At 41.4% G+C, this 26,592-nt stretch carries 30 protein-coding genes and 1 pseudogene; 22 read left to right on the top strand and 9 right to left on the bottom strand.

Annotation, left to right across the window (positions count from 1 at the left end):
- Positions 1–365 precede the first annotated feature (365 nt).
- A complete protein-coding gene (locus ACKTT2_RS33685) occupies positions 366–803 on the bottom strand; it encodes a hypothetical protein (protein WP_407894984.1) in 438 nt (145 codons plus the stop codon).
- A gap of 279 nt (positions 804–1,082) precedes the next feature.
- On the opposite strand from ACKTT2_RS33685, the gene cruF reads away from it, so the two are divergent.
- Positions 1,083–1,997: a gamma-carotene 1'-hydroxylase CruF gene (gene cruF, locus ACKTT2_RS33680; protein ID WP_407894982.1), complete on the top strand. Its 915-nt coding sequence runs from the start codon at positions 1,083–1,085 to the stop codon at positions 1,995–1,997.
- Positions 1,998–2,009: 12 nt separating this feature from the next.
- Positions 2,010–3,215, top strand: a complete 1,206-nt coding sequence (gene cruG, locus ACKTT2_RS33675; RefSeq protein ID WP_407894980.1) for a 2'-O-glycosyltransferase CruG — start codon at positions 2,010–2,012, stop codon at positions 3,213–3,215.
- Between the two features lie 83 nt (positions 3,216–3,298).
- Here cruG and rnhA read toward each other — a convergent pair whose 3' ends face one another.
- From rnhA to ACKTT2_RS33660, 3 genes and pseudogenes are all read right to left on the bottom strand, one after another.
- Complete coding sequence (gene rnhA, locus ACKTT2_RS33670) at positions 3,299–4,216, bottom strand: ribonuclease HI (protein WP_407894978.1); 918 nt, start codon at positions 4,214–4,216, stop codon at positions 3,299–3,301.
- A gap of 170 nt (positions 4,217–4,386) precedes the next feature.
- Positions 4,387–4,599: pseudogene (locus ACKTT2_RS33665) on the bottom strand (GNAT family N-acetyltransferase); the annotation flags it as partial.
- A 22-nt stretch (positions 4,600–4,621) separates the two neighbouring features.
- Entirely contained in the window at positions 4,622–5,128 is a 507-nt protein-coding gene (locus tag ACKTT2_RS33660; RefSeq protein WP_407894976.1) for a thiol-disulfide oxidoreductase DCC family protein, read from the bottom strand.
- Between the two features lie 170 nt (positions 5,129–5,298).
- Here ACKTT2_RS33660 and ACKTT2_RS33655 point away from each other — a divergent pair, with 170 nt between their 5' ends.
- The 3 genes from ACKTT2_RS33655 to ACKTT2_RS33645 are packed head-to-tail and all read left to right on the top strand — an operon-like array spanning position 5,299 to position 6,254.
- Positions 5,299–5,583, top strand: coding sequence for a type II toxin-antitoxin system RelE/ParE family toxin (locus tag ACKTT2_RS33655; RefSeq protein ID WP_407894974.1), 285 nt, complete (start codon positions 5,299–5,301; stop codon positions 5,581–5,583).
- 15 nt (positions 5,584–5,598) lie between these two features.
- Positions 5,599–5,907, top strand: coding sequence for a HigA family addiction module antitoxin (locus ACKTT2_RS33650; protein ID WP_407894972.1), 309 nt, complete (start codon positions 5,599–5,601; stop codon positions 5,905–5,907).
- A gap of 14 nt (positions 5,908–5,921) precedes the next feature.
- The gene (locus tag ACKTT2_RS33645; RefSeq protein WP_407894970.1) at positions 5,922–6,254 is read left to right on the top strand and encodes a type II toxin-antitoxin system VapC family toxin; all 333 of its coding nucleotides are present in this window, start codon (positions 5,922–5,924) and stop codon (positions 6,252–6,254) included.
- A 20-nt stretch (positions 6,255–6,274) separates the two neighbouring features.
- On the opposite strand, the gene ACKTT2_RS33640 is transcribed toward ACKTT2_RS33645, so the two are convergent.
- From ACKTT2_RS33640 to ACKTT2_RS33625, 4 genes are all read right to left on the bottom strand, one after another.
- Entirely contained in the window at positions 6,275–7,570 is a 1,296-nt protein-coding gene (locus ACKTT2_RS33640; protein WP_407894968.1) for a YcjF family protein, read from the bottom strand.
- Positions 7,548–7,745 (bottom strand): hypothetical protein, encoded by a 198-nt coding sequence (locus tag ACKTT2_RS33635; protein ID WP_407894966.1) that lies wholly within the window; start codon positions 7,743–7,745, stop codon positions 7,548–7,550. Before ACKTT2_RS33635 ends, ACKTT2_RS33640 begins: the two co-directional genes overlap by 23 nt.
- Positions 7,746–7,925: 180 nt before the next feature.
- Positions 7,926–8,888 (bottom strand): S-layer homology domain-containing protein, encoded by a 963-nt coding sequence (locus ACKTT2_RS33630; RefSeq protein WP_407894964.1) that lies wholly within the window; start codon positions 8,886–8,888, stop codon positions 7,926–7,928.
- Positions 8,889–9,085: 197 nt separating this feature from the next.
- Positions 9,086–9,487: a DUF3945 domain-containing protein gene (locus tag ACKTT2_RS33625; protein ID WP_407894962.1), complete on the bottom strand. Its 402-nt coding sequence runs from the start codon at positions 9,485–9,487 to the stop codon at positions 9,086–9,088.
- Between the two features lie 65 nt (positions 9,488–9,552).
- On the opposite strand from ACKTT2_RS33625, the gene ACKTT2_RS33620 reads away from it, so the two are divergent.
- Positions 9,553–9,882, top strand: a complete 330-nt coding sequence (locus ACKTT2_RS33620) for a sensor histidine kinase (protein ID WP_407894960.1) — start codon at positions 9,553–9,555, stop codon at positions 9,880–9,882.
- Between the two features lie 21 nt (positions 9,883–9,903).
- Positions 9,904–10,236 carry a sensor histidine kinase gene (locus tag ACKTT2_RS33615; RefSeq protein WP_407894994.1) on the top strand — a complete coding sequence of 111 codons (333 nt, stop codon included), beginning with the start codon at positions 9,904–9,906 and terminating at the stop codon, positions 10,234–10,236.
- A 177-nt stretch (positions 10,237–10,413) separates the two neighbouring features.
- Here ACKTT2_RS33615 and ACKTT2_RS33610 read toward each other — a convergent pair whose 3' ends face one another.
- Positions 10,414–11,064 (bottom strand): hypothetical protein, encoded by a 651-nt coding sequence (locus ACKTT2_RS33610; protein ID WP_407894958.1) that lies wholly within the window; start codon positions 11,062–11,064, stop codon positions 10,414–10,416.
- A gap of 122 nt (positions 11,065–11,186) precedes the next feature.
- Here ACKTT2_RS33610 and ACKTT2_RS33605 point away from each other — a divergent pair, with 122 nt between their 5' ends.
- From ACKTT2_RS33605 to ACKTT2_RS33535, 15 genes are all read left to right on the top strand, one after another.
- Positions 11,187–12,458: a hypothetical protein gene (locus ACKTT2_RS33605; protein ID WP_407894956.1), complete on the top strand. Its 1,272-nt coding sequence runs from the start codon at positions 11,187–11,189 to the stop codon at positions 12,456–12,458.
- A 117-nt stretch (positions 12,459–12,575) separates the two neighbouring features.
- The gene (locus tag ACKTT2_RS33600) at positions 12,576–12,890 is read left to right on the top strand and encodes a BMC domain-containing protein (RefSeq protein WP_407894954.1); all 315 of its coding nucleotides are present in this window, start codon (positions 12,576–12,578) and stop codon (positions 12,888–12,890) included.
- A 112-nt stretch (positions 12,891–13,002) separates the two neighbouring features.
- Complete coding sequence (locus tag ACKTT2_RS33595; RefSeq protein WP_407894952.1) at positions 13,003–13,341, top strand: carbon dioxide-concentrating mechanism protein CcmK; 339 nt, start codon at positions 13,003–13,005, stop codon at positions 13,339–13,341.
- A 56-nt stretch (positions 13,342–13,397) separates the two neighbouring features.
- Positions 13,398–14,129 (top strand): TIGR04283 family arsenosugar biosynthesis glycosyltransferase, encoded by a 732-nt coding sequence (locus tag ACKTT2_RS33590; RefSeq protein WP_407894950.1) that lies wholly within the window; start codon positions 13,398–13,400, stop codon positions 14,127–14,129.
- Positions 14,130–14,839: 710 nt separating this feature from the next.
- On the top strand, positions 14,840–16,021 hold the full coding sequence (locus ACKTT2_RS33585; RefSeq protein WP_407894948.1) for a HetZ-related protein 2: 1,182 nt from the start codon (positions 14,840–14,842) through the stop codon (positions 16,019–16,021).
- A 281-nt stretch (positions 16,022–16,302) separates the two neighbouring features.
- The gene (locus ACKTT2_RS33580; protein WP_407894946.1) at positions 16,303–17,595 is read left to right on the top strand and encodes a GspE/PulE/PilB domain-containing protein; all 1,293 of its coding nucleotides are present in this window, start codon (positions 16,303–16,305) and stop codon (positions 17,593–17,595) included.
- 66 nt (positions 17,596–17,661) lie between these two features.
- Positions 17,662–18,345 carry a Crp/Fnr family transcriptional regulator gene (locus ACKTT2_RS33575; RefSeq protein ID WP_407894944.1) on the top strand — a complete coding sequence of 228 codons (684 nt, stop codon included), beginning with the start codon at positions 17,662–17,664 and terminating at the stop codon, positions 18,343–18,345.
- A 353-nt stretch (positions 18,346–18,698) separates the two neighbouring features.
- The gene (locus ACKTT2_RS33570) at positions 18,699–20,480 is read left to right on the top strand and encodes a M61 family metallopeptidase (RefSeq protein ID WP_407894942.1); all 1,782 of its coding nucleotides are present in this window, start codon (positions 18,699–18,701) and stop codon (positions 20,478–20,480) included.
- 100 nt (positions 20,481–20,580) lie between these two features.
- Positions 20,581–20,742, top strand: coding sequence for a rubredoxin (rd, locus tag ACKTT2_RS33565; protein WP_407894940.1), 162 nt, complete (start codon positions 20,581–20,583; stop codon positions 20,740–20,742).
- A gap of 735 nt (positions 20,743–21,477) precedes the next feature.
- On the top strand, positions 21,478–23,781 hold the full coding sequence (locus tag ACKTT2_RS33560) for a CHASE2 domain-containing protein (RefSeq protein WP_407894938.1): 2,304 nt from the start codon (positions 21,478–21,480) through the stop codon (positions 23,779–23,781).
- Positions 23,782–24,047: 266 nt separating this feature from the next.
- Complete coding sequence (locus ACKTT2_RS33555; protein ID WP_407894936.1) at positions 24,048–24,854, top strand: DUF928 domain-containing protein; 807 nt, start codon at positions 24,048–24,050, stop codon at positions 24,852–24,854.
- Positions 24,855–24,950: 96 nt separating this feature from the next.
- Positions 24,951–25,346, top strand: a complete 396-nt coding sequence (locus ACKTT2_RS33550; RefSeq protein ID WP_407894934.1) for a hypothetical protein — start codon at positions 24,951–24,953, stop codon at positions 25,344–25,346.
- Positions 25,347–25,481: 135 nt separating this feature from the next.
- Positions 25,482–25,787 carry a UPF0175 family protein gene (locus ACKTT2_RS33545; RefSeq protein ID WP_407894932.1) on the top strand — a complete coding sequence of 102 codons (306 nt, stop codon included), beginning with the start codon at positions 25,482–25,484 and terminating at the stop codon, positions 25,785–25,787.
- Complete coding sequence (locus ACKTT2_RS33540; protein WP_407894930.1) at positions 25,788–26,135, top strand: DUF5674 family protein; 348 nt, start codon at positions 25,788–25,790, stop codon at positions 26,133–26,135.
- Entirely contained in the window at positions 26,132–26,494 is a 363-nt protein-coding gene (locus ACKTT2_RS33535; protein ID WP_407894928.1) for a hypothetical protein, read from the top strand. The genes ACKTT2_RS33540 and ACKTT2_RS33535 overlap by 4 nt, the downstream gene beginning before the upstream one ends.
- Positions 26,495–26,592: the final 98 nt, after the last annotated feature.

Genomic DNA, 26,592 nt, shown 5'->3' with positions numbered 1-26,592 from the left:
AGCCCGCACCACAAGAGAAAATTGTTTTTGGAGAGTTTAAGGGATTTCCAAGAAATCATCCATCTTGTGGGATGGGCGTCCTCGCCCGTCCTCTACTGATGGCGGGCTAGAAGCCCGCACCACAAGAGAAAATTGTTTTTGGAGAGTTTAAGGGATTTCTAAGAAATCATCCATCTTGTGGGATGGGCGTTTTCGCCCGTCCTATACTAATGGCGGGCTAGAAGCCCGCACCACAAGAGAAAATTGTTTTTGGAGAGTTTAAGGGATTTCCAAGAAATCATCCATCTTGTGGGATGGGCTTCTAGCCCGTCCTATACTAATGGCGGGCTAGAAGCCCGCACCACAAGAGAAAATTATTTTTGGATCTAATGGAAATGTAAGGACAACACGAAAAATCTTTGAGCGATCGCTCCCAACCCCAAACTGACAAGAGATATAGTAGATAAAATCCAAAAAGCTTGCCTCTGGCTGAAACCGGATGTTTGAAAGTCTATTCTTGCCATGATAGAAGCAGCGACAATAACCAAAGTATCTAAGAAAACTCGAAACCAGGCAAGCATCATAAAAAACAATAGCGCTGCCAAAACGGTTACGCTAAAAGACCTGAGATTTGATTTGAATAGAGCAAAGGAGTAGTCTGCAACTTTACTTGAAGGACTTGTTAAACCTCCCATCAGAAGAAAAGCAGCCGTAATAGCAAGCAGCCACGCAAGCAAAGGTGGGTTTGCTTTGGATATCAGCCAGCCATAGATGGCATAGGTTAGTACAAACAGAGTGAGGGAAACCCAAGGAAGTCTTTTCAAAAATGATATGGGTTAGAAACTGTAACTTGATTGTATAGTATGCCTCGCACTATTCCCAAAGGCTGATAAAGTTGTATAGAATGTAGCGTCAATACTTTAAACTATAAGCTTATCATCATAATTTCTTCTTTTTTCAACCAATAGGAAATTATGCTCTCTCAAAGACAGCAAAACAAGGTTCCCCAAAAGTGCTATATGAAGTGTTAAATATTTTCTTAAACATTTGTAAACTATTAATAGAATGCGTAGCTGCATATCACGTCTTGTAAGGGAAGTATCATGAGACAACTGGTTATCACTGAGCGTATATGCCTAATCGGTCATATTTCAGCCAAGATTTTTGGGCTATTGGGTATTTTATTGGTCATACCCCATGCCGAAGTTATTCTCAACTTAGGAGGGGGAGTTGGACAGACAGCTATGCAGTTAAGTATGGCTGATGGTGGCGTAGTAGACATCATTTTTGGGACAATTGCTGTCTCGATTTTTGCCTCGCGAGTTTTAGGATGGCGCACTTGGCTGTTATTTATGATTCCATCTCTCTTAATATCGGTAGGGAGTGAATTATTGGGAACTAGTACGGGGTTTCCTTTTGGATACTATAGTTACCTCAGTGGATTGGGATATAAAATAGCAGGGCTTGTACCGTTTACAATCCCCTTGTCTTGGTTCTATGTAGGTTTATCTACTTACCTTCTTGCTCGTGCAGGGTTGAAAGTAGCTGAAAAACCCTCTCTAGGGCGTCACATTGCTGCAATCCTGCTTGGAGCTTTGCTGTTTACCAGTTGGGATTTTGCCTTGGAACCAGCTATGAGTCAAACAGCCTTTCCTTTCTGGTATTGGGAACACCCAGGTGCGTTCTTTGGCACGCCTTATCAAAACTATGCTGGTTGGTTCGGCACAAGTGCTTTGTTTATGAGCGTAGCGGCGCTATTGTGGAGAAATACACCTGTTAAATTAGAGCGATCGCAACTGACTGTGCCAATTATTGTATACTTGAGCAACTTTATCTTTGCTGCCGGACTGAGTTTAGGGGCTGGGTATTTTATACCAGTTTCTTTAGGGTTAGGGCTTGGGGTTGTTCCTGCTGTTGCACTTTGGTTATCTGCATCGGCGATGGACAATCTAAAAGTTACATCTCCTACAGCCACTGCTGAAGTTTCAGTAGCAAATGTGAAGGTTGCTGTCAAGTAGACTTTACCAATTGTGATTGATACTTGGACGATAGCAAACGCTATCTCATTGATTTTGTTGGTTATCCAACTACCAGCGACAGCTATATTGCTGTCGCGCCTCCTAAAAGGTCCCAGCCGTCAACCTCCCGTAGCACCCCAAAATCCCACTCCAGACATTTTGGGGTGTGTCAGCATTGTGGTTCCCACATTAAACGAAGCCAGTCGTATTAGTCCTCTACTAACGGGTTTAAGTCGGCAAAGTTACGAAGTACGGGAAATAATTGTTGTTGATAGTAGGTCAAGTGATGGTACCCCCGACTTGGTAAAAGCAGCACAGCAAAAAGACCCACGCTTTCGCCTCATAACAGACGATCCCCTTCCTCCTGGTTGGGTAGGGCGTCCCTGGGCGCTACACAATGGATTTTTGCAAAGTTCAGAGGCGAGTGAGTGGTTTCTTGGTATGGATGCGGATACTCAGCCCTCACCTGGTTTAGTAGCTGGATCGATCGAGACAGCAGAATCTCAAGGATATGACTTAGTTTCTCTATCGCCTCAGTTTATTCTTAAGTACCCAGGGGAGTGCTGGTTGCAACCTGCCCTCTTGATGACTCTACTTTATAGATTTAATCCAGCAGGAGTGAACTCAGAACAACCAGAACGGGTGATGGCAAACGGGCAATGCTTTTTATGCCGTCGTTCCGTGTTAGCTGCTGTGGGAGGCTATACCAGTGCAGGGCATTCATTTTGCGACGATGTGACGCTAGCAAGGAATATAGCCGCCTCCGGATACAAGGTAGGTTTTTTAGATGGAGCAAAGGTTTTAAAAGTTCGGATGTATGAAGGAGCACTAGAAACATGGAAAGAGTGGGGGCGAAGCCTCGATCTTAAAGATGCTTCCTCTCGCGCTCAACTTTGGGGAGATTTATGGTTACTTACCTCAGTTCAAGCTCTACCCCTGATTGTTATCCTAAATATTCTCATCTTTTTCCCCTCTCTCCCCCCCTCGCCCAATCCCCCCTTCCTCCTCTTTGGACTCAATCTCTTCCTATTCGCAATCCGCTTTGCACTACTTTTTGCGATCGCACCTTCCTACGATAGAACACAAGCAAAAGGCGGTTGGTTCTTTTGGCTTTCCCCCTTTGCCGATCCCATAGCAGTGCTGCGAATCTTGCTATCCGCACTTCGCACTCCCAGAGAATGGAGAGGAAGAAAGTATGGTCGGGGGATTGGCGATTAGGGATTGGGGATTGGGGCTTAAGAGGACAAGAAGAATTTTTTCCCAATCGCCAGTCGCTAGTCACCATCCCCAATCACCAATCCCTACTCCCCTTCCTCCTCACTCGCCACCTTATCCCCCCGTTCTAATTCCCAAAGAATCTGATTACCTTCACGTCGTACCCGCGAGACAATCCAATTGCGCCATCGCCATTCGTCGCCACGACTCGTGACTGCACTTGCATGGACATCCATCAGATCTGCCAGTTCGGAACTCGTGATTAAATAGCCTTTTTCTGCTATTTCCTCGGCGATGCGGAGGGTTTCTACTAGGTTACGGAGCTGTGTAACCCTCGTTTCTCGTGGTAGTTCTTCAGATACAGCGCTTGTATGCGAGGTTTGTGATTCCATAGGATTGGTTGTATGAGTTTCAAGAGTCCCGAACTCTTGTTTCTTTTTGTTAATTATTGTAGAGTTTGACTCAACATCGGAAGCTATTGTTGCATTTCCCTCACTTTTTTGCTGTCTTTGTTCGTCTTTGTAAGAGAATGTCATTTCTTTTAAAACGGGGCTTCTACCATTTGCGTAGGCACGAGCGATCGCATCACAGCGTTCGTTCCCAATATTACCAGCATGACCTCGGACATACTCCCACTTCACTTTAGAGTTATTGAGGCGATCTAAAGTTTCCAAAAGGTCTTGATTGAGAACGGGTTTGCCGTCTGACTTCTTCCAGCCTTTGTTTTTCCAACTTTTAACCCATTTGGTAACGCTATTAATGAGATATTCGCTATCACTGTAAAGAGTAATTGGTTGGCTTTGTCCTGATTCTTGAAGAAATTCTAGGGCAGCTATTGCTGCTTGCATTTCCATCCTGTTATTTGTAGTTTGAGGATAGGCGTCACCCATTTCATGAGTCGAACCATCACTGAAATAAACAACCACGCCCCAACCTCCAGGACCGGGATTTCCCGTACAAGCTCCATCCGTGTAAATGCTTTCGATTTTAGGAAATAAAGACATAAGTACTAATTATGATTATAAGGGTTGCTAAGTTCCTGACTTCTTCAAGAAGTCGAATATCTCAATATCCCTAAAATATAAAGATTCATTAAGGTTAGCATAATCGCTAACTTTGTTGATTTAAGTGTTAGTAGCCACTGGTCACTGGTTACTGGTCACTGGTCACTGGTCACTGATTGCTGCGATACGTAGTCTGTTAAAACTCGCGTAAACCCAATTAAGCGATCGCTCTCATCAACCAACCCAATAATAATATCTGTTGCAGCCAGCATTTTCACGACATCATCTCGCTCGCGTTTCTGACTCCAAAATTCTTGTTTGTACAAATCCACCAATTCTGAAATCTGAGGTTCAGTTAGATGATGAACAACTCGGTACTTCATAATATTTGAATGTATAAGACTCTCAGCACTGACTATCTTCGGTCAGCCTACAACGTCCTTGCCCCTTGCTGTCAATACGCTTTTGACGTTCGGCAACAATTGTTGCTAGATTTGGACGCCCGGTAAGAGCAAGCCGTAAATCAGCCCATATTCCGTAGAGAGCATCAACGATAAATCCAATAATGGGCAATTTGGTAGCAGCATAAACCCAACCCATTCCCAGAGTCTCATAAACTCGACGAAAAACTTCCACATTTTTAATAACTGTACCGTCAGGAAGCACTGCATGGATTCGTCCCATCGCCGTTTCAAAGTCAATCCCACCATGCGCTTCAGGGGTATAGCGATCGTCTGCGATATCCACAAACGCCACCAAACCTCGACCTGCATCCCGTCTTTTCAAAAAGTTGACCTCTCGCAGACATAGCGGGCATTCGCCATCGTACAGTAGCTTAATTTGCCATGACGGTGAAGAGGTGGCTTGAGTGATTTCAGTAGATTTAGGGGATTGAATTTTTGACTGTGACATAAGTAGTTTTGAGCAACATATAAGATATATGTAATTATTTTAAGAAAAATTAAGGTTACATTGCAACTAATTCTGTAAAGCATAAGATCTACAGGCTGTTCCACTTTACCTATTAACTAAACTTTATTGTATACTAACGCTTGACGATAGTAACGCAAAGCGATATTATTGTGATAGTTAGTTTTCAATCAGAAGAAACTAAGCTTATCTTTGATGGCTTTACATCTTCTCAGTATCCGCCAAATATCCAAAAAAGTGCTTTACGAAAACTCCTTATCCTTGATGCTGCCACATCAATTAATGACTTACGTGTTCCACCCGGTAATTGTTTAGAAAAGTTAGTTGGCGATAGGAAAGGGCAGTATAGTATTCGCATTAACAATCGATGGAGAATCTGCTTTGTTTGGACTGACGAGAACAATGCTTCAGAAGTTGAAATAGTAGATTACCACTGACGCAGGTCAATAATTATGAACAACAACCGTCTGCCAAATATCCACCCTGGGGAAATCCTACAATTAGAATTTTTAGAGCCACTCAATATCACCCCTTATCGATTGAGCAAGGATATAAATGTACCTCAGACACGGATTAGTGAAATTTTATCTGGAAAACGCAGTATTACAGCTGATACAGCCTTGCGTTTATCCCGCTATTTTGGTAACAGTGCTCAGTTTTGGTTAAATTTACAAACGCAATACGATATACGTCAAGCTCTTGAAGAAAATTCAGAAGTTTATAATCAAATACCTACGCTTCCGTATAATGATGTAGCTTGAGTTTCTTTAGGTGTTTGTTTACTACAACAATTACACAAGCTGAAATACTTTATGGCATTGCCATACTACCAGAAGGAAAGCGTAAATATCAATTTTACCAAGCCGCTACTTTAATGTTTGCAGAAGACTTCGCAGGGCGTGTTCTTGCATTTGATGAATCTGCGGCTGTCGCTTTTGCTAATATTTCAGCCCAAAGACGACTAAGTGGAATGCCCATATCTCAAGCTGATACCCAAATTACTGCTATTTGTTACTCTCATAACGCAGCCATAGCAACTCGTAATGTTGTTGATTTTGCCAACTGCGGAATTTTTATTATTAATCCTTGGGAAGAAAAATTACCATAGCATTAATTCTGCTCATTTGCTTACTTTGCCTTAAAACGATCTTTTGCTTCCTGAAACGCCTGTTGCATAACTGATTGAATTTTTTGTGGATCGGGTTTTTTTCCTCCCATCAAATCGCCAAAGTAAACGCAAGCACCTTCTCCTAAAGCCCAAGTGTATGCAGCTGCCCAAGAAGCAGCTATAACGCTGCCGAAACCTGGTATAAATTTAATTAACTCACGTCCAATTGCCCGCGCTAAGAAACCACTGGCTATTGTACTGACGATTCCTCCTGCTTGGGACGGGCTTAATGTTTGCCCATATAATTTCCCTAGCAAACCTACCATTGATACTTGCAAAGCTGTCAGGACTGGTAGTGTGGCGAATGGTAATGGTACAACTGCGATCGCTGCTGTCATCACGGAAAAAACTAATATATAGCGTCGTCCAGTGTCTCTGTAAATATTACCAATTTCTTTTCCCGTATCCTCATTTAATAACTGATGGATTGCACGAGCTTCTGCTTCTGGAAGCAAGTCTGCAAGTGTATCTCTGAATGCTTCCAAGCCATAGAATACAGGCGTGTAACCATCCTCTTCTAAAGTAAAGTCAATCAAGACAGCGCGATCGTACAATCCTGTAAAAGATTCTTGTATGGCGGTAAATGCTCTATTAACCTCCTCATATTCTGGCGGATAAGCCGGATGATTCTCTGTACCGGGAGGATAAAGTTCATGCAAACAGGTTACTGCTAACAGACAAGGAATTTCTGGATGCTTTTGACGCAGTTCTCTCGCAATTCCTCGCAGTGTATCCGTTGCAAAATCATTAATTTTCACTGTCAAAATCAAGGATCTAGCACCGTAATTCTGCTGTTGCAAATTCCCTAGCAGTTCTTGAACGATCGCCTCAGTCTCCTGACTCACATCCCCAAGTCCCACTGTATCTGTAAAGATGAGCAACGGCAAATCGTTAGAAGGATAAGCATAACGTTCGGTATGCTCTGTATGAGGACGAAATCCCTGACCAACAATTTCAGCCGAAACTCCTGTCAATCCCCGAACAATGGAACTTTTCCCCGCTTGAGGTTTCCCAATCAATAAAGCATCTGTTGTCGGTAATTCTGCTCGAACCCTCTCCAAGATTTCAGCAACTTGAGTTTCACTCACACTGAACCATTTAACCAATGTCTGAGCTATCCGATCTACAGGTAGAAATTTCATAAAACCCGTGGTTGCTTGATTCCAGATACCGACAACAGAATCTGTCAGTGAATTTTCACCCGACTTGGTATCTATCTCTGAAGTCGGCTCACTAGATGGTTGGGGATTGGGCATTGGCGATTGGGGATTGGGCATCGGCGATTAGCGATTGGCGATTGGTGAGACAGCCCTGATAGCGTTCGCGAAGCGTGTGCCTTGCACATAGCGTGGTGCGAATGCGCCATAGGAGGGTTTCCCGACCTAGGGGACTGCGTTCGCGTATAGCCCTTGCGGGCATAGCCTGCGGCATCGCGTTCGCGAAGCGTGTGCCTTGCACATAGCGTGTCGCGCTAGCGACTCAGCGTCTCCGGAGGAGATACGCGAAGGGCAATTGCGCTAGATCTCCGACTTCTTCAACAAACCGGAGATCTAAACAGATGAGAACTATCAAATAATAGCTGCTCACTGGTCACTGGTCACTGTTAATATTTTATCTATTTTCAGGGCTCACAATATACTTGTAAGCAGGCGTGTTAATCGCAACTGGTTCCATCCTTCCCTGAGCTACCAGCGTTTGGTAAACTAAGGCACTCATCTCACCACGAGACAGGGTTTTTCTCGGATTAAGAACATTACGTTCTGGATAATTCACAACAAGATTTGCCCTGGTTGCTTTTGTAACCTCATCTACTTTATCTTGTGGAATTTCTCTGGCATCAGTGTATAAATTTGTTATAGCTAACGAGTCAGGACGGTTAGAATTTGCCGAGCGCTCGCCTGTTTTTGCTTCTTCACCCGTACCAACCTGTTGTACTGGAGCAACTTTAGCTGCATTTGCTTTTGCAATTAATAGTGGCTGCATTAAGGAAGTCATTGCCAACGGTAACATAATAAACTTCCTCGTTGGTTTTCTTGCTTGTTGATTCGTTACAGGTGCGGTAGCAACTGGTGAACTCGTGGTTTGTGCAGTTGTAGAAGTGGGAGTTACCACTTTTGATAAAGCCGCTATTGCATCAACCTTGGAAACATTTTGATTGGGACGAAAGACGCCATTAGGATAACCTGTCATCAATCCTTGTTCGTAAGCGTCTTCTATAGCAGGAGCCGCCCAATATCCCTGTGGAACATCTTTATAAGCATCACCGCCAGATATTTGTCGAACTGGTGGGCGATTAAAAGCTTTATCAATCATGGCAGCAAACTCATCACGATTGACTGATTGTTCTGGTCGAAATTTACCATCTGGATACCCAGATACTATATTTTTTTCTGCTAAACCTTGAATAAATGGCTGCGCCCAATAATCGGGCTTTACATCAGGAAAAATTTGTTGCGTTGAATTTTGTTGTGCTGAATTTTGAGCATAAGTTTCTTTTGAGACATTAGACACTAAGAGTAAACATAAAGTTGGCAAAGATACAACTGGCAAAAATAACCGTAGGAATCTATTCATTAGTTATGCCCCCGAGTACGTCTCTCTCTACTGGTAATATTAATGAAATAACTTCATTGATTTATCCCTCTGATGGTATAAGGGATCTTACCAATTGACATGCTGTTCAAACAAAACTAAATCTTTCTTATTCTCACGCAACTTTTGCCTTTGTTCGGGAGTAAGGACTGCTTCTATTTTTTGCATATATAATTGCATCAGTTCTTGCACTTTAGTTCTTGCACTTTGGCTTTTTGCTCGGAAGTTGGTGTTTGCAAAGTGATTTGTACGGGTTGACCGGATTGGAGTTGATTTTTTTGTTCTTCTGTTAATTGTGGCTGAGGTATCAGTTCCGAAACTTGAGGCAATATGGCTTGCTGAATTTGCCGAATTTGCTTTTTTTGCTCGTCAGTTAGGTTAATATCTTCAACATCGGGAAAAGGCTCTTTTTGTGAAAAGGCTTGGTCGTGAGGTTTAACTCTCAGCGTTCCTAGTTCATTGGAAATTTGAGCAAAGATTTTTGCTTCGCCAAAGGTGATATCAGCTTTAGCCGTTAGCGTCACTACCGTAAAAGCGAGCGGGGCAATTAGTATAGATATGAGTTGAGGCTCACCGGTCAATGCTTTGCTTGTAGAACGCCAAAGTCGGGAAAAGTTAGCTAACGCTAACCAGAAACTCCGAGAATATGCTCTTCGCATTGACGCTCGGGCAACTTCTACAGGAACGCAATCGTATTGCTCGCGAAATTCATGATTCATTAGGTCACTCACTTACGGCACAAAGTATCCAGTTGGAGAGTGCTTTGTTGTTCCTGCAATCTAATCTTGAAAAAGCCAAAACTTTTTTGGTAGAAGCAAAGCAACTGGGTAGCAATGCTCTTAAAGAAGTACGGATGTCTGTAGCTACATTGCGTTCCGATCCTCTGTACGGAAAGTCTTTAGAATCTGTACTGACAGTTCTAATCGTAGATTTTCAGCGTAGAACTAGAATTACTCCAAACTGTATTTTTAACTGATCTCAATCTTTACCTGCTGAAATTTGTACAGCTAGCTATCGTATTGTTCAAGAAGCCCTGACAAACACAGCAAAACACAGCGCTGCCACTCATGTCAAAATTAATATACAGGTAACCGTGAGTTTACTAAGTTTAGAAATTTATGATAACGGTAAAGGCTTCAACCCATATCAAAACACAACTGGATTTGGCATACAGGGCATGAGGGAGCGAACATTAGCGTTAGGAGGCCAATTTTATATTGATAGTAAACCGGGTGAAGGTTGTTGTATTATTTATATTTCAGAAAGAACTGTGAAAAATCATGTTACAAGTATTTTAAGTCGGTTAAATTTACCCGATACGGCAGTATAGCCGTTAAGCTTCGCTTATCGGACCCAAGCGGCTATCTTTGCTAATTCTTTTAATAGTGACTAGCGATCGGTAGTCAGTTGTAGGGTGGGCAATGCTCATCAATAGAGTTTTGGTGGGCATTGCCCACCCTACGTGTATTTCATATATTCAAGAGAATTAATATAATCAATATTGTAATTATTCCCAGTAATTCTTCCAATTGTCTTTAAAAACTTCTTGAAGTCTTTTGAGATAAGCATTTGTTTTAATCTTGACCCTCCATAAATCTTCACTACTTTTACCTCCTTTACAAATAACACCTTCAGCTACATTGTATTTTCCTTCACGAACGTCATCTATGAATTTTCCAGTTAGTTTTCCTCTATAAACAACTTTGGCAATATTTAATTCCTTGAAATCTTTCACAAATTTTTCTGGTTCAATCATGCCTTTATCAGTTTGAACGTCAAATAAGACAAGTTGTTTTGAATCTTCCTTTTTGTGCATTCCTGCAAAGGATGAGGCTCCAAAAAATTCAGTGAAAACAACGATCTCTGGGCAATGATAATCTGGGTTGTTATGGAAAATAGTTGCTAGTGCATTTGCAAAGTCTCTCAAAAAAATGCTAGCTGCTTCCTCTAAACCGGGATGAGCAGCATTAAAGTCTGTAATACCCATTTCATCTAGGTCAAATCTGTTACGGCGCGTACCGAAGGCATACCAGCCTAGTTCGGAATCCCAAACCCAGTGTAGATTTGTGCCATCATACTTCTCAAAAGCGATACATTGCTTGAAAGGGCAGTTTTTACTGTCAGGAATTTTGGGATACGCAAGTTTGATTTGTGTCATCTCGTAACTTACAAAAATGCAAGCGCATAAGTATTATTCCGGATTTTCGATTTTAAACCGGAAGCTGAGCTATACAATATGTAACAGACCATTGTAGATAAAGGAAATTGCTTCTTCAACTTATGCCTATCTTCTCTAACCGAACATTCCGCATAACAATAGGTTTTGCCGCTTCACTACTGGTTTGTTTAGCTAGCCATTATCTCTATACTCAGTCAACAACTCAACCAATTGCCCAACAAAATTTAACTTCTCAAAACCTCTCCTCAATCCATAATAATTTCCTGCTTCCGCAACCCTCAAACAAGCAAGGTAAGCAGAACACTCCATCAACGAAAGAACCTACAATCGTACCGAAGACTTATCAAGTGATTGATGAGTTGCAAAAAGATAAATTCCAAGTTTCTGGCGATCGCGTTTTTACACAAGGAAAACTCCCAACTGTTAAAGTGGATTTTAATCAAGCAGATTTATTAGCGACTCTCTCAAATACCAGAAAATATTTTGAAGATTATGCTACAGAAGATCCAAATCTTCAAAGACCGGGATTGCTACAAACTCAAGGAATCACCGTACAAGATGCGATCGGAACTTTGGATTTCATGATTGCTGTCTTACAGGAAGATATAAATAATAAGAGACCGACTCGGTTACAAGATCCAAATTTTATCAACACTAACTTCCGAGTTATGAAGTGGTCTGCTTATAATCCAGAGAATCCAGGTCAGAGACGACTGAGACTCACAAAATATGCTGTTTTTATTCATCCGGGTTCTCGTAAGAAAACTCGCACTTTTAATACAGCTATTTATAGTTTAAAAGATAATTTAATAACAGATGATTTCTATACTAAGTATACCAAGCAAGATGTGTTATCAGGTATTTACGAGCCAGGAGGCAAAGAATTTGGTAAAGTTGAAACCCTCGCCTATTTAACTCGGCAAGGATTGGAAGAAGCTCTAATGGAGGGAACAATACTAATTAAATTTACTGATGGTTCCGAAGCCTTATTTAACGTAGATCGAAACAATGGAATTCCTTATATTCGAGGTACAGTAGCAACAGCACAAAAGCGCTATTGGTATTTTAGGAAAGTCAATGCCATTAAAGGCTATGGCTATAAGATAGACGCAAAAATTTCTATTTCTCCTGGAGTTACGTTTGCTGGAGATATCCTTAACATAGGTTTAGGAAAAGTTGTTGCTCTTGAATACCTTCAAGGTGGACGCAAACAATTAAAACTAGGAATTATTGCGGACACAGGTGGAGCATTTTTACCCAATCTTCATCAACTCGATTTCTTAGCAGGTATTTTTCAAGGGAAAACTGATTTCGCTCGCAACATCCGTCAACTCCCTGAGTATGCGACAGCGTATATTTTAGTGAAGAAGTGAATTTTATCCCTAGTAGGGTGTCAAAACCAATGCCCAATCCCCAATCCCTATTCCCTAATCCCCATTTTCCAGTAAGATAATTTCTACAATTACTACTGAATCTCGGAGTTAAAAGCCATGCCAATGGCAGTTGGGGTTATTGAAACTCAAGGTTTTCCTGCGGTGCTTGCTGCAGCTGATGCAATGGTGAAAGCAGCAGAAGTTACCCTTGTATATTATGGTTTAGCAGAAAGTGCTCGATTGTTGGTTGCAGTTCGTGGAGATAAAGCTGAGGTGGAAAGAGCCGTTGAAGCTGGTATTGCTGCTGGTAACGAGCAATCTAATGGTGGTAAGGTCATTACCTACTACATCGTTCCCAATCCCCCAGAAAACGTAGAAAACGTTTTGCCCATACACTTTACTAAAAAATCGGAGCCATTCCGTGTTTCTTAAGAAGTGAGTAGGGAGTAACGCTAAAGTGAAAGAAAACTTATCAAAATAGGTAGAAACATTCGTACAATTATCTTGTTGCGCCAGATACGTTTACTGATATAGGAGATAGCCAATGCCACTACAGGCAGTTGGAGCGATTGAAACTAAAGGTTTTCCTGCTGTACTTGCAGCAGCAGATGCGATGGTGAAAGCAGGTCGAGTCACCCTCGTTGGATATATAAGAGTAGGTAGTGCTCGCTTTACAGTTAACATACGGGGTGATGTTCAAGAAGTAAAAACTGCTATGGCAGCAGGCATTGATGCCGTGGAAAAGGTTCATGGCGGTACTCTGGAATCATGGGTTATCATTCCACGTCCCCATGAAAACGTCGAAGCTGTTCTCCCTATTGGTTATACAGAAGAAGTCGAACAGTACCGACAAGCAGTAGAAAATCCAATAGTAAGAAGGTGACTGGGGATTGGCGATTGGTCACTGGTCACTGGTTACTGATTACTGGTCAGGTGATTATGTCTAAAGTCTCTATTATTATCCCGACTTTAAATGAGGAGAAGTGCCTGGGGCGTACTCTACGCCATCTGAGTCTGTTAACGCCACCTGCAAAGGAAGTGCTGGTTGTTGATGGCAGAAGTTCTGATGCCACTATCACCATAGCCGAACAAGCAGGCGCTTCTGTCCTGATTGCTCAAAAGTGCGGACGTGCAGCACAAATGAACCAGGGCGCGAAAGCAGCTTCTGGAGACTATTTGTGCTTTGTACATGCCGACACTCTGGTGTCAGATGACCTCGTGACTTTGATAGAGGAGACATTGGCAGACCAATCTGTAAGTGCAGGTGGTTTTATTTCTCTGATGGCGGGAGATAAAACCACTCGTTGGGGTGTGACGCTACACAATTTTTTGAAAACTTATTACGCACCACTGCTTTTTCGCCCTCACTTGTTTGTTCGAGGATTGCGTTTGTTGTTTGGGGATCAAGCTATATTTGTACGTCGTACTGATTTTTTGGAATGCGGAGGTTTTGACAACAATCTCCCGATCATGGAAGAAGCTGACTTGTGTTTGAAGTTGGTGCAACGGGGAAGAATTTGTTTGCTTAACCGCATTGTTCAAAGTAGCGATCGCAGAGTAGCACATTGGGGCCCCTTTAAAGCAACAGCTATATATCTTTACATTGGATTCCTTTGGGGTGTTGGGGTTTCGCCGCAATACCTCAAGCGTTTTTATGAGGAGATTCGCTAGTTGGGGATTTGCAAAAATACATTCTTTATATTGTGGGGTAGGCGTCCTCGCCAGCCCCCACTTCCTAACGGGCGAGACGCCCGTACCACAAGAGATTTTTAGAGTACCACAAGAGATTTTTAGAGTACCACAAGAGATTTTTAGAGTGGAAAGGCATTAAGACACGGAGGCATTTTATCGGTGGTATAATCCCTAAGTAACCCTAAATACATAGAACGCTTAATTTACGGTATAAAAAATATTAGTACGGAATACAGTATGATGAGATAATTTGATTAACGAAGAAACGCTCAACAGAGTTCCCTGTTTCCTTCTTCAACGAAACATATATTGGCAAAACCGCGTCTAGACGAGGGTTGGTTATCTTCGTGCTGAAAGAGCGGGTGCAAAATGTTGGTTCAAAAAACCTCATCATATACACCGTTATACCGTGCATCCCTAGCATGTTGTCATAAAAACGGTTTTCTAGGTTAAATTTACTTGCCGTGGTTGAGGAAAATGTAAATTTTTGTAAAGCCACAAAAGGTCTAGAAAATGGAGTGTTCCGCGATTTGAGCTAGATAAAAGTGCTTCAGGAGATAAAACTTTCTGCATAACTCTAGCGAACCAGAACGTAATACAAAATAGAGACGCGCTTAGTTTATGACGGACATGATTTTATCAGGGGCAACTGCCAGCGAACAAGTTAAGTGGGATAAAAGGGGGTTGTGATGATGCAAACTTTAAAACAGGGTTTCGAGGAGCGCAATCTCACTATGGCGTTGGAGGCAGAAAAACTGGCACGGTATTGGCGAAAGCGGTTAGCTGAGGAGTGCCCAGAACAAAATATTGTCAATCAGGAAAGTATCGTTGATTGGCTTTTAGGAAGCGATTTGCAACGATTTGAGGTACTCTCCCCCAAGGAGTTAGATATTGCTCAGCAAGCTATGGAGTACCGCTATCGGATTTTGCGTCAACGTTACTTGGGTATTGCCAGAGAACGTGCTTATCGCAACTTGATAACTCGATTGGGTAGTCTGGTTACATTACGTAACAAAATTCAGACGTGGGTTGCCTTAAGCCGGGATCGCCAACGGACAGTGTTAGACGTGTTGCAAGAAGTTATCCAAGAATTATTGCAGAGTGATAACTATATGCAGCAGCAAATGCTTGCTATTGGTGAATGTACTACTGATGACAGGTTAAAAAATGCCCTCCTGTTTGCCAGTGTGGAAGAGTATTGTTTGCGACCAGTACGCAATCAACCATTGCTTGTGTATCGTTTTGTAAACTATCTGAGACGAACTCAACGAGGTGGTTTAACTCAAGTGCCAAGCAGCGATCTAGTCAGGCTGGTTTCAGAAGAAATTCTCACAGATGACAACGATAACCGGGTGAACTTGGTGGATACTCAAGCGATTGTAGAGTATCAAGAAGCACAAGAAGTCGAGGAACAACAAACGCTTCGTCAAGCTGTGAAGCAAGAATTTGAAACGTACTTGAGAGAACATCTCGGAGAAGAAGCAGTGAAGTGGCTGCATCTTTACCTGGAAGGGAAATCACAAGATGCGATCGCTAAACAACTGAATAAACCCATTAAGGAAATCTACCGTCTCAGAGAGAAAATCAGCTACCACGCAGTCCGCGTATTTGCGCTGAAAGATAAACCAGAACTGGTAGATGGTTGGTTGTCAACTTCTTTAGAAGAACACAATTTGGGTTTAACACCGAAGCAATGGGAGCAACTCCATGAGAAATTGACTGCAATGCAGCGACAAATACTGGAGTTGCGAAAAGCAGGTCGTTCCATAGAGGAAATCGCTCAACAATTAAAAGTTAAGACTCATCAAGCTATGGGTGAATGGACAAAAGTTTACTTGATAGCTCAAGGCATGAGAACCCAAGGTGAGTGAGTGCTTAATTTTGACTCAATTACTACAGCTCTATATATAAATATGGGAATCATTAAGGAAAAAAACCGATCTTATTCACTCTAACCACAAATTAAGTTTGGGGATTGCGTGCTTACCCAAGACGCAACACTCAGTTACAAAGTAATCCAAGCACTGGCGCGTCCAATTTTGAGATGGACGCGCCACTTTTAACTTTTTTTACTCTACGATCGCATTCTGTTTACTGCCAACTGAGTTATGGGCAGTATAGGATATATAGAAACATCTAGCATCAAAACCGTATGTTGTCTTCAGAGGGTAAACCAGCTGATACCACGGTCAGTGGTAAGCAAGTGCTACCCAGCACACAAAATCAATCGGAAAAAGGACTCGACCGAGAGCAAATTTTTCGGTTGATTGAAAGTACCTTGTCCTTTGAAGCGTGCCTGTATCACCAAATTTTGCCCTTTAACATAAAAGACAACAATTTGGTATTGGGAATGGTGAATCCGCAAGACAATGCGGCTATAGATTATGTGAACCGCATACTGCCATACATCAATTGCACTATGGAAACTCAGCCCATCAACGGCGATACTCACCGCACCATACTCTCAGCGTACCTGAATCATAAAAACACAGGGGCGACTGGGGGTAAACCAATGCCAACATCTTGGGAAGACATTGCTCAAGAAAAAAAACCGGCAGCGATCGCGGATAACTCAGATACACAAATTAACAGTATTATTCCTGAAATGCCGGAAAGGTATTCAGATAAAAAATATACTCAATCACAAATGGGACAAAATGGCGATACTGTTTGGCAGTTTGGTTATTCAACCTTCAATGAATCAGAAGGTTCGACACCAACTCCCCACCATGAAAGTCCTAGCCCAAGTCAAGAACAAAAAGATAGGGATGCTCATAAAACAGTCCTACCTTCTAACTTACACATTTTGCACTTACCCAGCCTTGACGCTATTAGTCCAGTTGAAGAATTAGCGACACTACCACCCAGAAAATTACTAGAACAGTTACTAGGACGAGTTTTATCAGACGGAATTGGTCGTTTGTACTTGGAGAGAAGACCTTACCACGGCAGAATCCTCTGGAGTGAAAATGGAGTATTGCAGTCTGTCTTAGAAAAAGTACCTCTCTCTGTCTTCCAAGGAGTGCTCAATGAATTAAAGCGTTTTGCGTCTCTACCTATGACTACGGTTGTAGAACCAAAACAGGTAGAGAAGGAATGCCTTTATCAACAAAATCGCCTGTTACTGCGCTTGCGCGTCATGCCTGGAATGTATGGCGAAGAGGCAACATTACAAGTGTTGCGGGGAGCAGCTTTAAAATTTTATCAACAGCAACAATTAGCGCGTTTGAGTCGTGATGCAGCCGGAATTTCTCAGCAATTGAAGTTCAAGTTACGCGAACTCCAAGAACGCCTGAGTCTTAATTCTAATCTTGATAACGGACAACTAGAAGCTTTCAATAGCTTAAATCGAGTGCTGGAAAATTTAGATATGCAGATAAAGGTACTGACAGATATTCCAGAACCACCACCACCAAAAAAAAGAAAAGAAAAAGGATTTGAGTAGTTAGTCATCAACCACTAACTACTAACCACTAACCACTAACCTTTTATTTATTCAAAAATATATTTCATGCAGATTGAGGTTTTTAGTGAACTGTTTCCTTTGATGAGTACTGCCAACCCCCAAACAATAGAATGGCTGCTCTCCGTTGCTATCGCTCATGAATATCCAGCAGGAAGAGCTGTTCTTATGGAAGATGCCTGGGGTAATGCACTTTACTTTCTGGTTTCTGGTTGGGTGAAAGTTCGACGTACAGCAGGCGACGATTCTGTTGCTATAGCAATTCTGGGTCGAGGCGATTTTTTTGGAGAAATGGCAATCTTAGATGAATCCCCTCGCTCAACCGATGTTATTGCTCTCTCGCCTGTAAAGTTGCTTAGTATTTCTAGAGAACGCTTTATTCAAATATTATTTAAAGATCCACAATTACATCATCGAATGCTGCAACTCATGGTGCGTCGAGTCAGGCAAATTAATGTCCGCTTGCAAATGCGTTCTTCACCCCCAGCTGTCAAGTTGGCTCATACTCTTGTCACCTTGGGTGAGAGTTACGGTCAGTCCTTAGAAAAAGGAAAAGAAATATATAATATTCCGTTCAAGGATTTAGCAGATGTCACAGAAATTGGTATTGAAGAAACTACAAAAATTATGGAAAAATTACATGAAAAAGGCTGGATTAAAATTGATAAATATAACAACAGCATCTATTTAGCCAATTTTAAACAACTGGTAAATTTGGCAGGCAAAGTCTAGTAAGAAATGGTGACTAGCGATTGGGGACTGGGTAAGAACACAAGATAATAATTAGATTTTCTTGTGGAACAGGCGTCTCGCCTGTTTATATATCCCACAATGTCTATCTCTAGAGAGATGTATTTTTTATTACTAAATAAGTTGCATATTCTCTCTAATTTCGATTTATTCTTGAAGTAGTGCTATTAATGATAGATAGTAATAGATTTTACTCAGTAAAAAGTATAGATTACTGTAATAGTAAGCAAGTTTTTTTACTTGAAACTATTGACTCTTGACCATTGATTGTTGACTAATGACTATTAACTAGTCACTTGTCACTAGTACCTAGATCTCCTAATACACAACCACTGATGACTAAAGTAACTGTACTGCAGAGCAATACTTATCAGCAGCAGACTGTCCCGACAATTCACTATCAAGTCACGATGTCCCAACCAGAAGCGCATCTATTTGAGGTGACGCTGCAAATTACGGACTACCCATCCCCTGTCTTGGACTTAAAATTTCCTGTATGGACTCCAGGTTCGTATTTAGTACGAGAATACGCCAGACATTTGCAAGATTTTGCTGCTTTTACTCAAGATAAGCCTTTGCTTTGGCAGAAAATTAGTAAAAATCATTGGCAGATTGAGACAAATGGTGCATCAAAAGTTACCATTTCTTATCGCGTTTTTGCTAATGAGTTAACAGTACGGACAAATCATCTAGACGGTAGCCATGGCTATTTTAATGGTGCAGCATTGTTTTTTAGAATACCAGGTTGGGAAAAATACCCAATTGAGGTAACTGTTGTACCACCACGCCCAGACTGGCGGGTGACTACAGCACTACCCCCAGTTCCAGAAAAAGAAAATTCTTTCTATGCTCTAGATTTTGATACTCTTGTAGATAATCCTTTTGAAATTGGAGACCATCAGTTATATCAGTTTGATGTTTTGGGAAAGTCTCACGAACTCGCTATCTGGGGTAAAGGCAATTTAAAAGTCCAGCAAATGATTGCAGATCTGAAAAAGATTGTCACGGCAGAAGCAAAGATGTTTGGTGGATTGCCATATCCAAAATACGTGTTCCTGCTGCATCTATTTAATCAGGCACATGGTGGTTTGGAGCACAAAAATTGTTGTTCGCTCATATATCAAAGGTTTGGATTTCGCGATCGCGAAAAATACGAACGCTTCATACAACTAGTCGCCCACGAGTTCTTTCACCTGTGGAACGTCAAGCGCATTCGTCCCCAAGCATTAGAAGTTTTTGACTACGATCGAGAAAACTACACCCCTTCTTTGTGGTTTTGTGAGGGGACAACAAGTTACTACGACTTACTGATACCCTTAAGGGCGGGAATTTATGACGCTAAATCCTTCCTCAGCAATTTGAGCAAGGAAATCACTCGTCACGAAACCACACCAGGGCGGAAAGTACAACCTCTGTCGGAATCGAGTTTTGACGCTTGGATTAAACTCTATCGTCAAGATGCAAACAGTGGCAATTCCCAAATATCCTACTATCTCAAGGGAGAGTTAGTGTCTTTGCTACTCGATTTGCTGATTCGTTCGCGCAATGAAAATCGGCTCTCGCTTGATGATGTCATGGTCAAAATGTGGCATCAATTTGGCAAAGATGAAATTGGTTACACCCCAGAACAATTGCAAGAAGCGATCGAGTCTGTGGCTGGAGTCGATTTGAGTGATTTCTTTAAACGCTACATTGATGGGACAGAAGATTTACCTTTCAAGGAGTACTTAGAACCCTTTGGCTTGCAACTCGTTGTGGAAACTGAGGAGGAACCATATCTAGGTATAAGAGTGAGTAGCGATCGCGGACGAGAAATCATCAAGTTTGTAGAAGCTGGCTCTCCCGCACAATTAGCTGGAATCGATGCTGGAGATGAGCTGCTAGCTATTGATGGTTTGCGAGTAACGGCAAATGACTTGTGCCAAAGGCTCAAAGATTACCAACTAAACGATACCATTCAAGTTACAGTTTTCCATCACGAAGAACTTCGTACCCTACCTGTGACTTTGGCTGCTCCACGTCCTAGTAAGTATCAGGTCAAACCGCAAGAAAAACCATCTGTAATACAGAAAAAAAACTTTAGTGGTTGGTTGGGCACGACTTTTAATAGTTTGTAATTTTTAATTCGTAATTCGTAATTAAACTAATAATTACGAATTACGAATGACAACCTTTCAAGTAAAATTGATAACAAACAAAGTAGGGAGAGAAGATAAAATGCAAAAATACATATGCACTGTTTGCGGTTATGAATATGACCCAGAACAAGGAGATCCAGAGAGTAACATAGAACCGGGAACAGCATTTAAAGATATCCCAGAAGATTGGGTATGTCCGGTTTGTGGTGCAGATAAATCTCAATTTGAAGTTGAAGAATAAGAATTATTTATATCAAGATAGGAAATGTCAGATCTAGAAATCTGGTTTTTCACACGTTATCGATCCCCCCAACCCCCCTTTTCAAAGCTACGGTGTACACACAAGTCTGAAATAGTTTGCAAATGGAGGTTTGAGCTTATATTTTACCCCACCCTAACCCTCCCCGATGTCTTGGGGAGGGAACTTGATTTTCAGGAAAGGAAACTTGATTTTCAGTTTCCCCCCTTTATAAGGGGGGATTAAGGGGGGTAAATCTAGCTTGTGTGTACACCGTAGCTTTTCAAGGGGGGCTATGCGTCAGTCCTAAATACCTTTGCCAATTTCTGAAAAGCCTCACAAACTGGAATGTAGCTACACTATTTAGTGAAAATTCATTCCTCCGATATACATAATTTTGTATTACTCCCTTTCCGCCATAAGATTACCGATCGCCTTCTCCTCTTTCCTCTGTGTCCTCTGCGCCTCTGTGGTTCATTTAATTAAGTAATCTTCAAGCCGGATAGGAGTAATTAAAATCTTGTTTTTATTTTATTTTTTTATATTAATAAATATTAACAGTGACTAGTAACAAGTGATTTCTTAATTCTCAATACAAAATCTAAAATCCAAAATTGAATAAGTTCAGAAAAATTCAGAGAAGTTGGGTAAGATTGGGGGTTTAAGGTCAGAAGTTTTTTTTGATAAATATAGGGTTTATCGTTATTACTATAGCTGGTTTTTTGAGGAAAATTTCTGATGAGTACCGTACCCCACTCTGAATACAAATATCAAATAGGGGGAAGTTTACCTCCCAATGCTCCTACCTATATTGAGAGACAAGCAGATTTTGAACTCTACAACGCTTTATTAGCGGGTGAATATTGTTATGTCCTCAATTCACGTCAAATGGGTAAGTCTTCCCTCAGAATTCATACCATGTTTAAGCTGCACGAACAAGGAATGTGTTGTGCAGAAATTGAACTCAGTGGGATTGGTAGCCAACAGATTACACCACAGCAATGGTATGGAGGTATTATTCAAGAGCTAATTAGTGGTTTTGAACTAAAAGTCAACCGCCGGAATTGGTTGCGCGAACAAAATGACTTATCGCCAATACAACGGTTAGGAGAGTTTATTGAAACAATTTTATTAAAGCAAATCAATCAAAAAATTATTATTTTTATTGATGAAATAGATAGCGTTCTTAGTTTAAGTTTTCCTACAGATGAATTTTTTGCTTTTATTCGTAATTGTTATGATAAACGTGCAACTAAGCCAGAGTATAGAAGGCTTTCTTTTGTACTTTTGGGGGTAGCAACACCTTCAGATCTGATTCAAGATGAATTTGCAACACCTTTTAATATTGGTCGAGCTATTGAATTGAAAGGATTTCAATTTCATGAAAGTGTAGCTTTAATTGAGGGATTACTTGACAAAGTGAGTCATCCTGAGCTTGTTTTAAAAGAAATTCTTTACTGGAGTGGCGGACAACCTTTTCTAACACAAAAAATATGTTGGCTAATTTCTCAGGAACCAGAAATACAAACTCCTGAATCAATCGGTCAATTAGTACGATCGCGAATGATTAATGATTGGGAATCTCACGACCAGCCAGAACACTTGCGAACCATTCACGATCGCATATTACGCTCTCGTTCTCAGCAAAAGTTACTACACTTATATTTACAAATTTTAAAACGGGGCAAAATCCCGGCAAAAAATAATTGCGAGCATTTGGAATTACGTTTATCAGGGTTAGTAAACCAGCAACAAGGTCAGTTAGTTGTAAAAAATCCAATATATCAAGCTGTCTTCAATCGCAATTGGGTTAACCAACAAATCCAAACTCCTGAAACTCGTTGGAATGTCCTTCTTATAAAAACTGTAACGGTAGCGAGTTTTTTAGTGACCAGTTTGACCATTGGAATGAGAACGCTAGGTTTTCTGCAATCCTGGGAACTACAAGCTTATGACCAATTGATGCAATTGCGCCCTGATGAGGGAAAAGACGAACGGCTTTTACTCGTCACTATTACCGAACAAGACGTACAGTCTCAACCTGTGACAGAACGAGGTGCTGCTTCCCTATCCGAACGCTCGTTGACACAGTTGTTAGCTAAATTAGAGCGATCGCAACCGCGAGCTATTGGTTTGGATATATATCGTGAAATACCTGTGAGCGCAAATAACAAAAACTTAGCAATAAGGATGAAAAATAGTAGTTTTTTTGCCATCTGTAAGTATGGTAATCCGGGTGTTGCTGCTCCAAAAGAAGTTCCAAAGAATCATCAAGGCTTTAATAATGTTGTCATAGACTCTGATGATGTTCTCCGCCGCCATCTCTTAGCAGTAAGTAACGCCAAGCCATGTCAAAATAGTTATGCTTTTAGTTGGCAATTAGCCACACATTATTTACTTCAAGAAAAAATTAAAAGCGGTTTTACGTCGGAGTCTTATTTAAGAATTGGTCAAACAGTCTTTAAGACTTTAGAAAGAAATACGAGTTTTTATCACAATATTAATGCTAGCGGTCATCAAATATTGCTCAACTACCGCGCTGCTGAACCTATCGCTGAAAAAGTAACCATGCAAGAAGTGCTGAGCGAGCGATTCAATCCCGATTTAGCCAAAGATCGTATCGTTCTCATTGGTACAACCGATCCTAGTTTTAACGACCATCGCTGGCGCACGATTTACGGTAGAGGTCAGGGGTCGGTACGAAGTTTAACGGGTTTGGAAATCCAAGCACATATGGTCAGTCAACTTCTGAGCAGTGTATTAGATCGCAGACCCTTAATTTGGTGGTTGTCAAAACCACTAGAAATTTTATGGATTGGGTTTTGGTCATTCGTTGGGGGTCTAGTGGCACGGTCTTTTAGGTTACCTGCAAGTATTTTACTAGGAGAAGCGATCGCAGTTACAATTTTATACGGTAGTTGTTGGAGCTTATTAGTGCTACAGGGTGGATGGTTACCATTAGTTCCTTCTGCTTTTGCTTTGATAGTGACTGCTAGTGGTTTAGTAATTATTAATACTTTAAAATATAAGACAAATTCTTAAGAGGTCATTCGTAGGTTGGGTTGAGGAACGAAACCCAACATTCCTTAAATCACCAAACATAATATGTTACGTATATTGTTTGAGGAACGAAACCCAATATTCCTTAAATCACCAAACATAATATGTTACGTAGGTTGGGTTTCGTTCCTCAACCCAACCTACTTTATAAATCATCTCTAATTAACGAACCTAACATCCGGAATACGGTACTTTAAATTTGTAGTCCAGTGTATTGGTGTCAATGTGAGATGCGGTATTATTCCAACATGAAAGAATTACAGAAATTACAGTTAAAAGGGTTATTGATTCTGTCTTGGGTAATATGTAGCTGGAATCTCCTTTCCGCACCCTCACAAGCACAAACCCAAATCATTACAAACAAAGCATCTCAATCAAAAATTCGCTTTATCCCACCACACAACGAGCCTCCCGATCGCGGAACGCCTCCAACAAATGACGGTACGGGAAGCCGAGGCGATTGCCTTGCCAAAAAAAATAAGCCTCCACTGACTCGCCTAGCAGGTAGCCATAACTTGAAATTGACCGTACAAGAACGTCCTACTCTCTGGATTTACGTTCCTTATACTTCCAATGAAGTTAACGACGGCGAATTTGTCCTGCAAGATGGGGATATAGACGTTTATCGAACTCGTTTTAAATTAAACGCGACACCTGGTATTGTGAGTGTAAGTTTGCCACCAGGTCTTCCACCTTTGGCAATTGGTAAAGAATATCGTTGGTATGTAGATATTAACTGCCCGAGTGCAACATCTAATAGCGAATCACTAACACCAGCTTCTTTAACAGGGGTTGTGCAGAGAGTCTCAGCATCACCCGAACTGCAAAAGGAGCTAAGTGCAGCAAAAACACCTCTAGAAAGAATTGCTGTTTACGCCAAACACGGTATTTGGTTGGAGACATTAACAGAATTAGCCCAACTACGCTTGAAAGAACCACAAAATCCCAACCTTCAGAATATTTGGAAGGATTTGTTAAGTGCTGAAAATGTTAACTTGGGCAGAATTGTACAAGAACCTATTGTTGGTGGCGTGACAGTGACCAGTAAGCAGTGACCGTTACGGGTTAGCCAGCTTCTCTCTCTTACTCTGCGCCCTCTCTTGCCTCGTGCGGTTCAATATGCAAAATAAAGATGGAACAGCTTATAACTCTTGACTGAGAAGCGGGGTAACTTGGTACAAACAACTTTTGTCTGGAAACCCATTGAAGATTTGCCTCTAAATTGGATGGCATTAGCTTCTACTGAACTGGAAGGTCTTGCGAGAATTTGGAAAAGTCAGGCTAGGAAATTTCAGGAGTCTGATGCATTGAAGAAATTTCATGAGCAGCTGAGCCGAGAGTGGGCTATTGAAACAGGCATAATAGAAAATCTGTATTCTATTGATAGAGATACAACACAACTTCTGATTGAAAAAGGAATTGAAACAGCTTTAATTCCTTATGGTACCACCGATAAACCAGCAACAGAAATTGTTCCGGTTTTAATTGCTCAACAAGAGGCTTTAGAAGCATTATTTAGTTTTGTTGCTCAAAAGCGGGTGGAGTGACAGACTCATTACAGCATTGATTTAAGGGCAAGGTATTATATGGGATGCGGAGGAAAGGATATGAAAAACGTTGGGTGGATGATGTGTTAGCAAGAAAGAAAGGTTTAGGATTTTAATTAGTATCGGAGAAACTAGATGAAAAGTTCTTTAGACATACCTGAAGACGCCTTTAAGACTCGTTATTCCTCACCAGAAGAATTTGCTTCCGCTCTCCGAAAAGCAGCTGCTATTTACTGGTATCAACGTACAGAAATTTCCCAAGGAAGAGCTAAAGCTGTACAGCAATCTAAAGTAAAAATTCGTTGCCGCTTACAAGATTTAATTGACGCTCAAGAGATGACAAGATCTGCATTAGCTCAAGCAACAGGGCTTACAAATGCAACAATCAGGGAATGTGGCAAAGAACCAAGGCGATTTCGCCATTGCTACTCATTTGATTAAATGGAAGAAAACCCACGAATTCTGATAATACGCACTCGCGCCACTCCCGAACAGATGAAGCAGATGTTGGAGGAGTTAAAGTTCTATATCAAGTTGGCAGTTGATATCGAACGGCGCATTCTAGCAGGCGGTGGCGAAATGCATGCTGATTGCGAGAAGGTTTTACTGTATGAGGGTAGCTCTCAAAGAAATATTTGGGGTGCTGGTTTCATGCCCTCCAATCAAAATATGACTTTCGATTCGCTCATAAACATTCGTTCCCGGCAAAACCGTTCAATGGAAATTTTGGACGATACGATAAGAGAACAAGTTGCCCAAGTCATTCAAGAGTTGTTAGGAGGCGTATGACAACCATAAGCATTGAGCGAGCACAATTCGTACAAAATGATATTCCCACTCGCCTTCATAACTTGGCGGCTCACCTGACTAAAATCAATTTACTTTCAACTGAGACAACACAACCTGATGAAGCAATTCGTCTCATTAGGGAAAGTCAGTACTTTATTGAGTGGACAGCTCGAGAGATGGATATTGACACTGCTGCAGAGTTGGTAGATTTAATGCGCGTTTTGTCTGGGTGGAAATTGAATTGGGAAAGTACATGGTCTGACGCCACAGCCAGAAACCAAGTAGCTGTTCAAGCTAGCTCTTGGTCGCAACGAGTTTTGGAGATGTCGGGAAAGTTGAATGAGCCTGCTGCATCTTAAGCGATCGCTCTTAGAGTGCCCAATAGAGGCGATCGCATTGCTCAAATTGTACAAAGCTGGCATTAAAAGCAGTTAGCGATCGCGCTCCATTAAACCGT

It is taken from the genome of Scytonema hankhaensis NUACC26 (genome assembly GCF_045865695.1).
Classification (GTDB): Bacteria; Cyanobacteriota; Cyanobacteriia; order Cyanobacteriales; family Nostocaceae; genus Scytonema.
The sequence above is the reverse complement of the archived record's forward strand: the minus strand, read 5'-3'. Positions and strand labels throughout refer to the sequence as shown.

Excerpts from the sequence above, each read along its gene's own strand:
- ACKTT2_RS33535 (WP_407894928.1), top strand. The coding sequence starts at position 26,132 with ATGACAACCATAAGCATTGAGCGAGCACAATTCGTACAAAATGATATT.
- ACKTT2_RS33545 (WP_407894932.1), top strand. The coding sequence starts at position 25,482 with ATGAAAAGTTCTTTAGACATACCTGAAGACGCCTTTAAGACTCGTTAT.
- ACKTT2_RS33540 (WP_407894930.1), top strand. The coding sequence starts at position 25,788 with ATGGAAGAAAACCCACGAATTCTGATAATACGCACTCGCGCCACTCCC.
- ACKTT2_RS33640 (WP_407894968.1), bottom strand. The coding sequence starts at position 7,570 with ATGCCCAATCCCCAACCATCTAGTGAGCCGACTTCAGAGATAGATACC.
- ACKTT2_RS33660 (WP_407894976.1), bottom strand. The coding sequence starts at position 5,128 with ATGTCACAGTCAAAAATTCAATCCCCTAAATCTACTGAAATCACTCAA.
- ACKTT2_RS33555 (WP_407894936.1), top strand. The coding sequence starts at position 24,048 with ATGAAAGAATTACAGAAATTACAGTTAAAAGGGTTATTGATTCTGTCT.
- ACKTT2_RS33630 (WP_407894964.1), bottom strand. The coding sequence starts at position 8,888 with ATGAATAGATTCCTACGGTTATTTTTGCCAGTTGTATCTTTGCCAACT.
- ACKTT2_RS33635 (WP_407894966.1), bottom strand. The coding sequence starts at position 7,745 with ATGCCGCAGGCTATGCCCGCAAGGGCTATACGCGAACGCAGTCCCCTA.
- ACKTT2_RS33600 (WP_407894954.1), top strand. The coding sequence starts at position 12,576 with ATGCCAATGGCAGTTGGGGTTATTGAAACTCAAGGTTTTCCTGCGGTG.
- ACKTT2_RS33620 (WP_407894960.1), top strand. The coding sequence starts at position 9,553 with ATGCTCTTCGCATTGACGCTCGGGCAACTTCTACAGGAACGCAATCGT.
- ACKTT2_RS33560 (WP_407894938.1), top strand. The coding sequence starts at position 21,478 with ATGAGTACCGTACCCCACTCTGAATACAAATATCAAATAGGGGGAAGT.
- rnhA (WP_407894978.1), bottom strand. The coding sequence starts at position 4,216 with ATGTCTTTATTTCCTAAAATCGAAAGCATTTACACGGATGGAGCTTGT.
- ACKTT2_RS33580 (WP_407894946.1), top strand. The coding sequence starts at position 16,303 with ATGTTGTCTTCAGAGGGTAAACCAGCTGATACCACGGTCAGTGGTAAG.
- cruF (WP_407894982.1), top strand. The coding sequence starts at position 1,083 with ATGAGACAACTGGTTATCACTGAGCGTATATGCCTAATCGGTCATATT.
- ACKTT2_RS33575 (WP_407894944.1), top strand. The coding sequence starts at position 17,662 with ATGCAGATTGAGGTTTTTAGTGAACTGTTTCCTTTGATGAGTACTGCC.
- ACKTT2_RS33585 (WP_407894948.1), top strand. The coding sequence starts at position 14,840 with ATGATGCAAACTTTAAAACAGGGTTTCGAGGAGCGCAATCTCACTATG.
- ACKTT2_RS33570 (WP_407894942.1), top strand. The coding sequence starts at position 18,699 with ATGACTAAAGTAACTGTACTGCAGAGCAATACTTATCAGCAGCAGACT.
- ACKTT2_RS33605 (WP_407894956.1), top strand. The coding sequence starts at position 11,187 with ATGCCTATCTTCTCTAACCGAACATTCCGCATAACAATAGGTTTTGCC.
- ACKTT2_RS33610 (WP_407894958.1), bottom strand. The coding sequence starts at position 11,064 with ATGACACAAATCAAACTTGCGTATCCCAAAATTCCTGACAGTAAAAAC.
- ACKTT2_RS33595 (WP_407894952.1), top strand. The coding sequence starts at position 13,003 with ATGCCACTACAGGCAGTTGGAGCGATTGAAACTAAAGGTTTTCCTGCT.
- ACKTT2_RS33590 (WP_407894950.1), top strand. The coding sequence starts at position 13,398 with ATGTCTAAAGTCTCTATTATTATCCCGACTTTAAATGAGGAGAAGTGC.
- ACKTT2_RS33650 (WP_407894972.1), top strand. The coding sequence starts at position 5,599 with ATGAACAACAACCGTCTGCCAAATATCCACCCTGGGGAAATCCTACAA.
- rd (WP_407894940.1), top strand. The coding sequence starts at position 20,581 with ATGCAAAAATACATATGCACTGTTTGCGGTTATGAATATGACCCAGAA.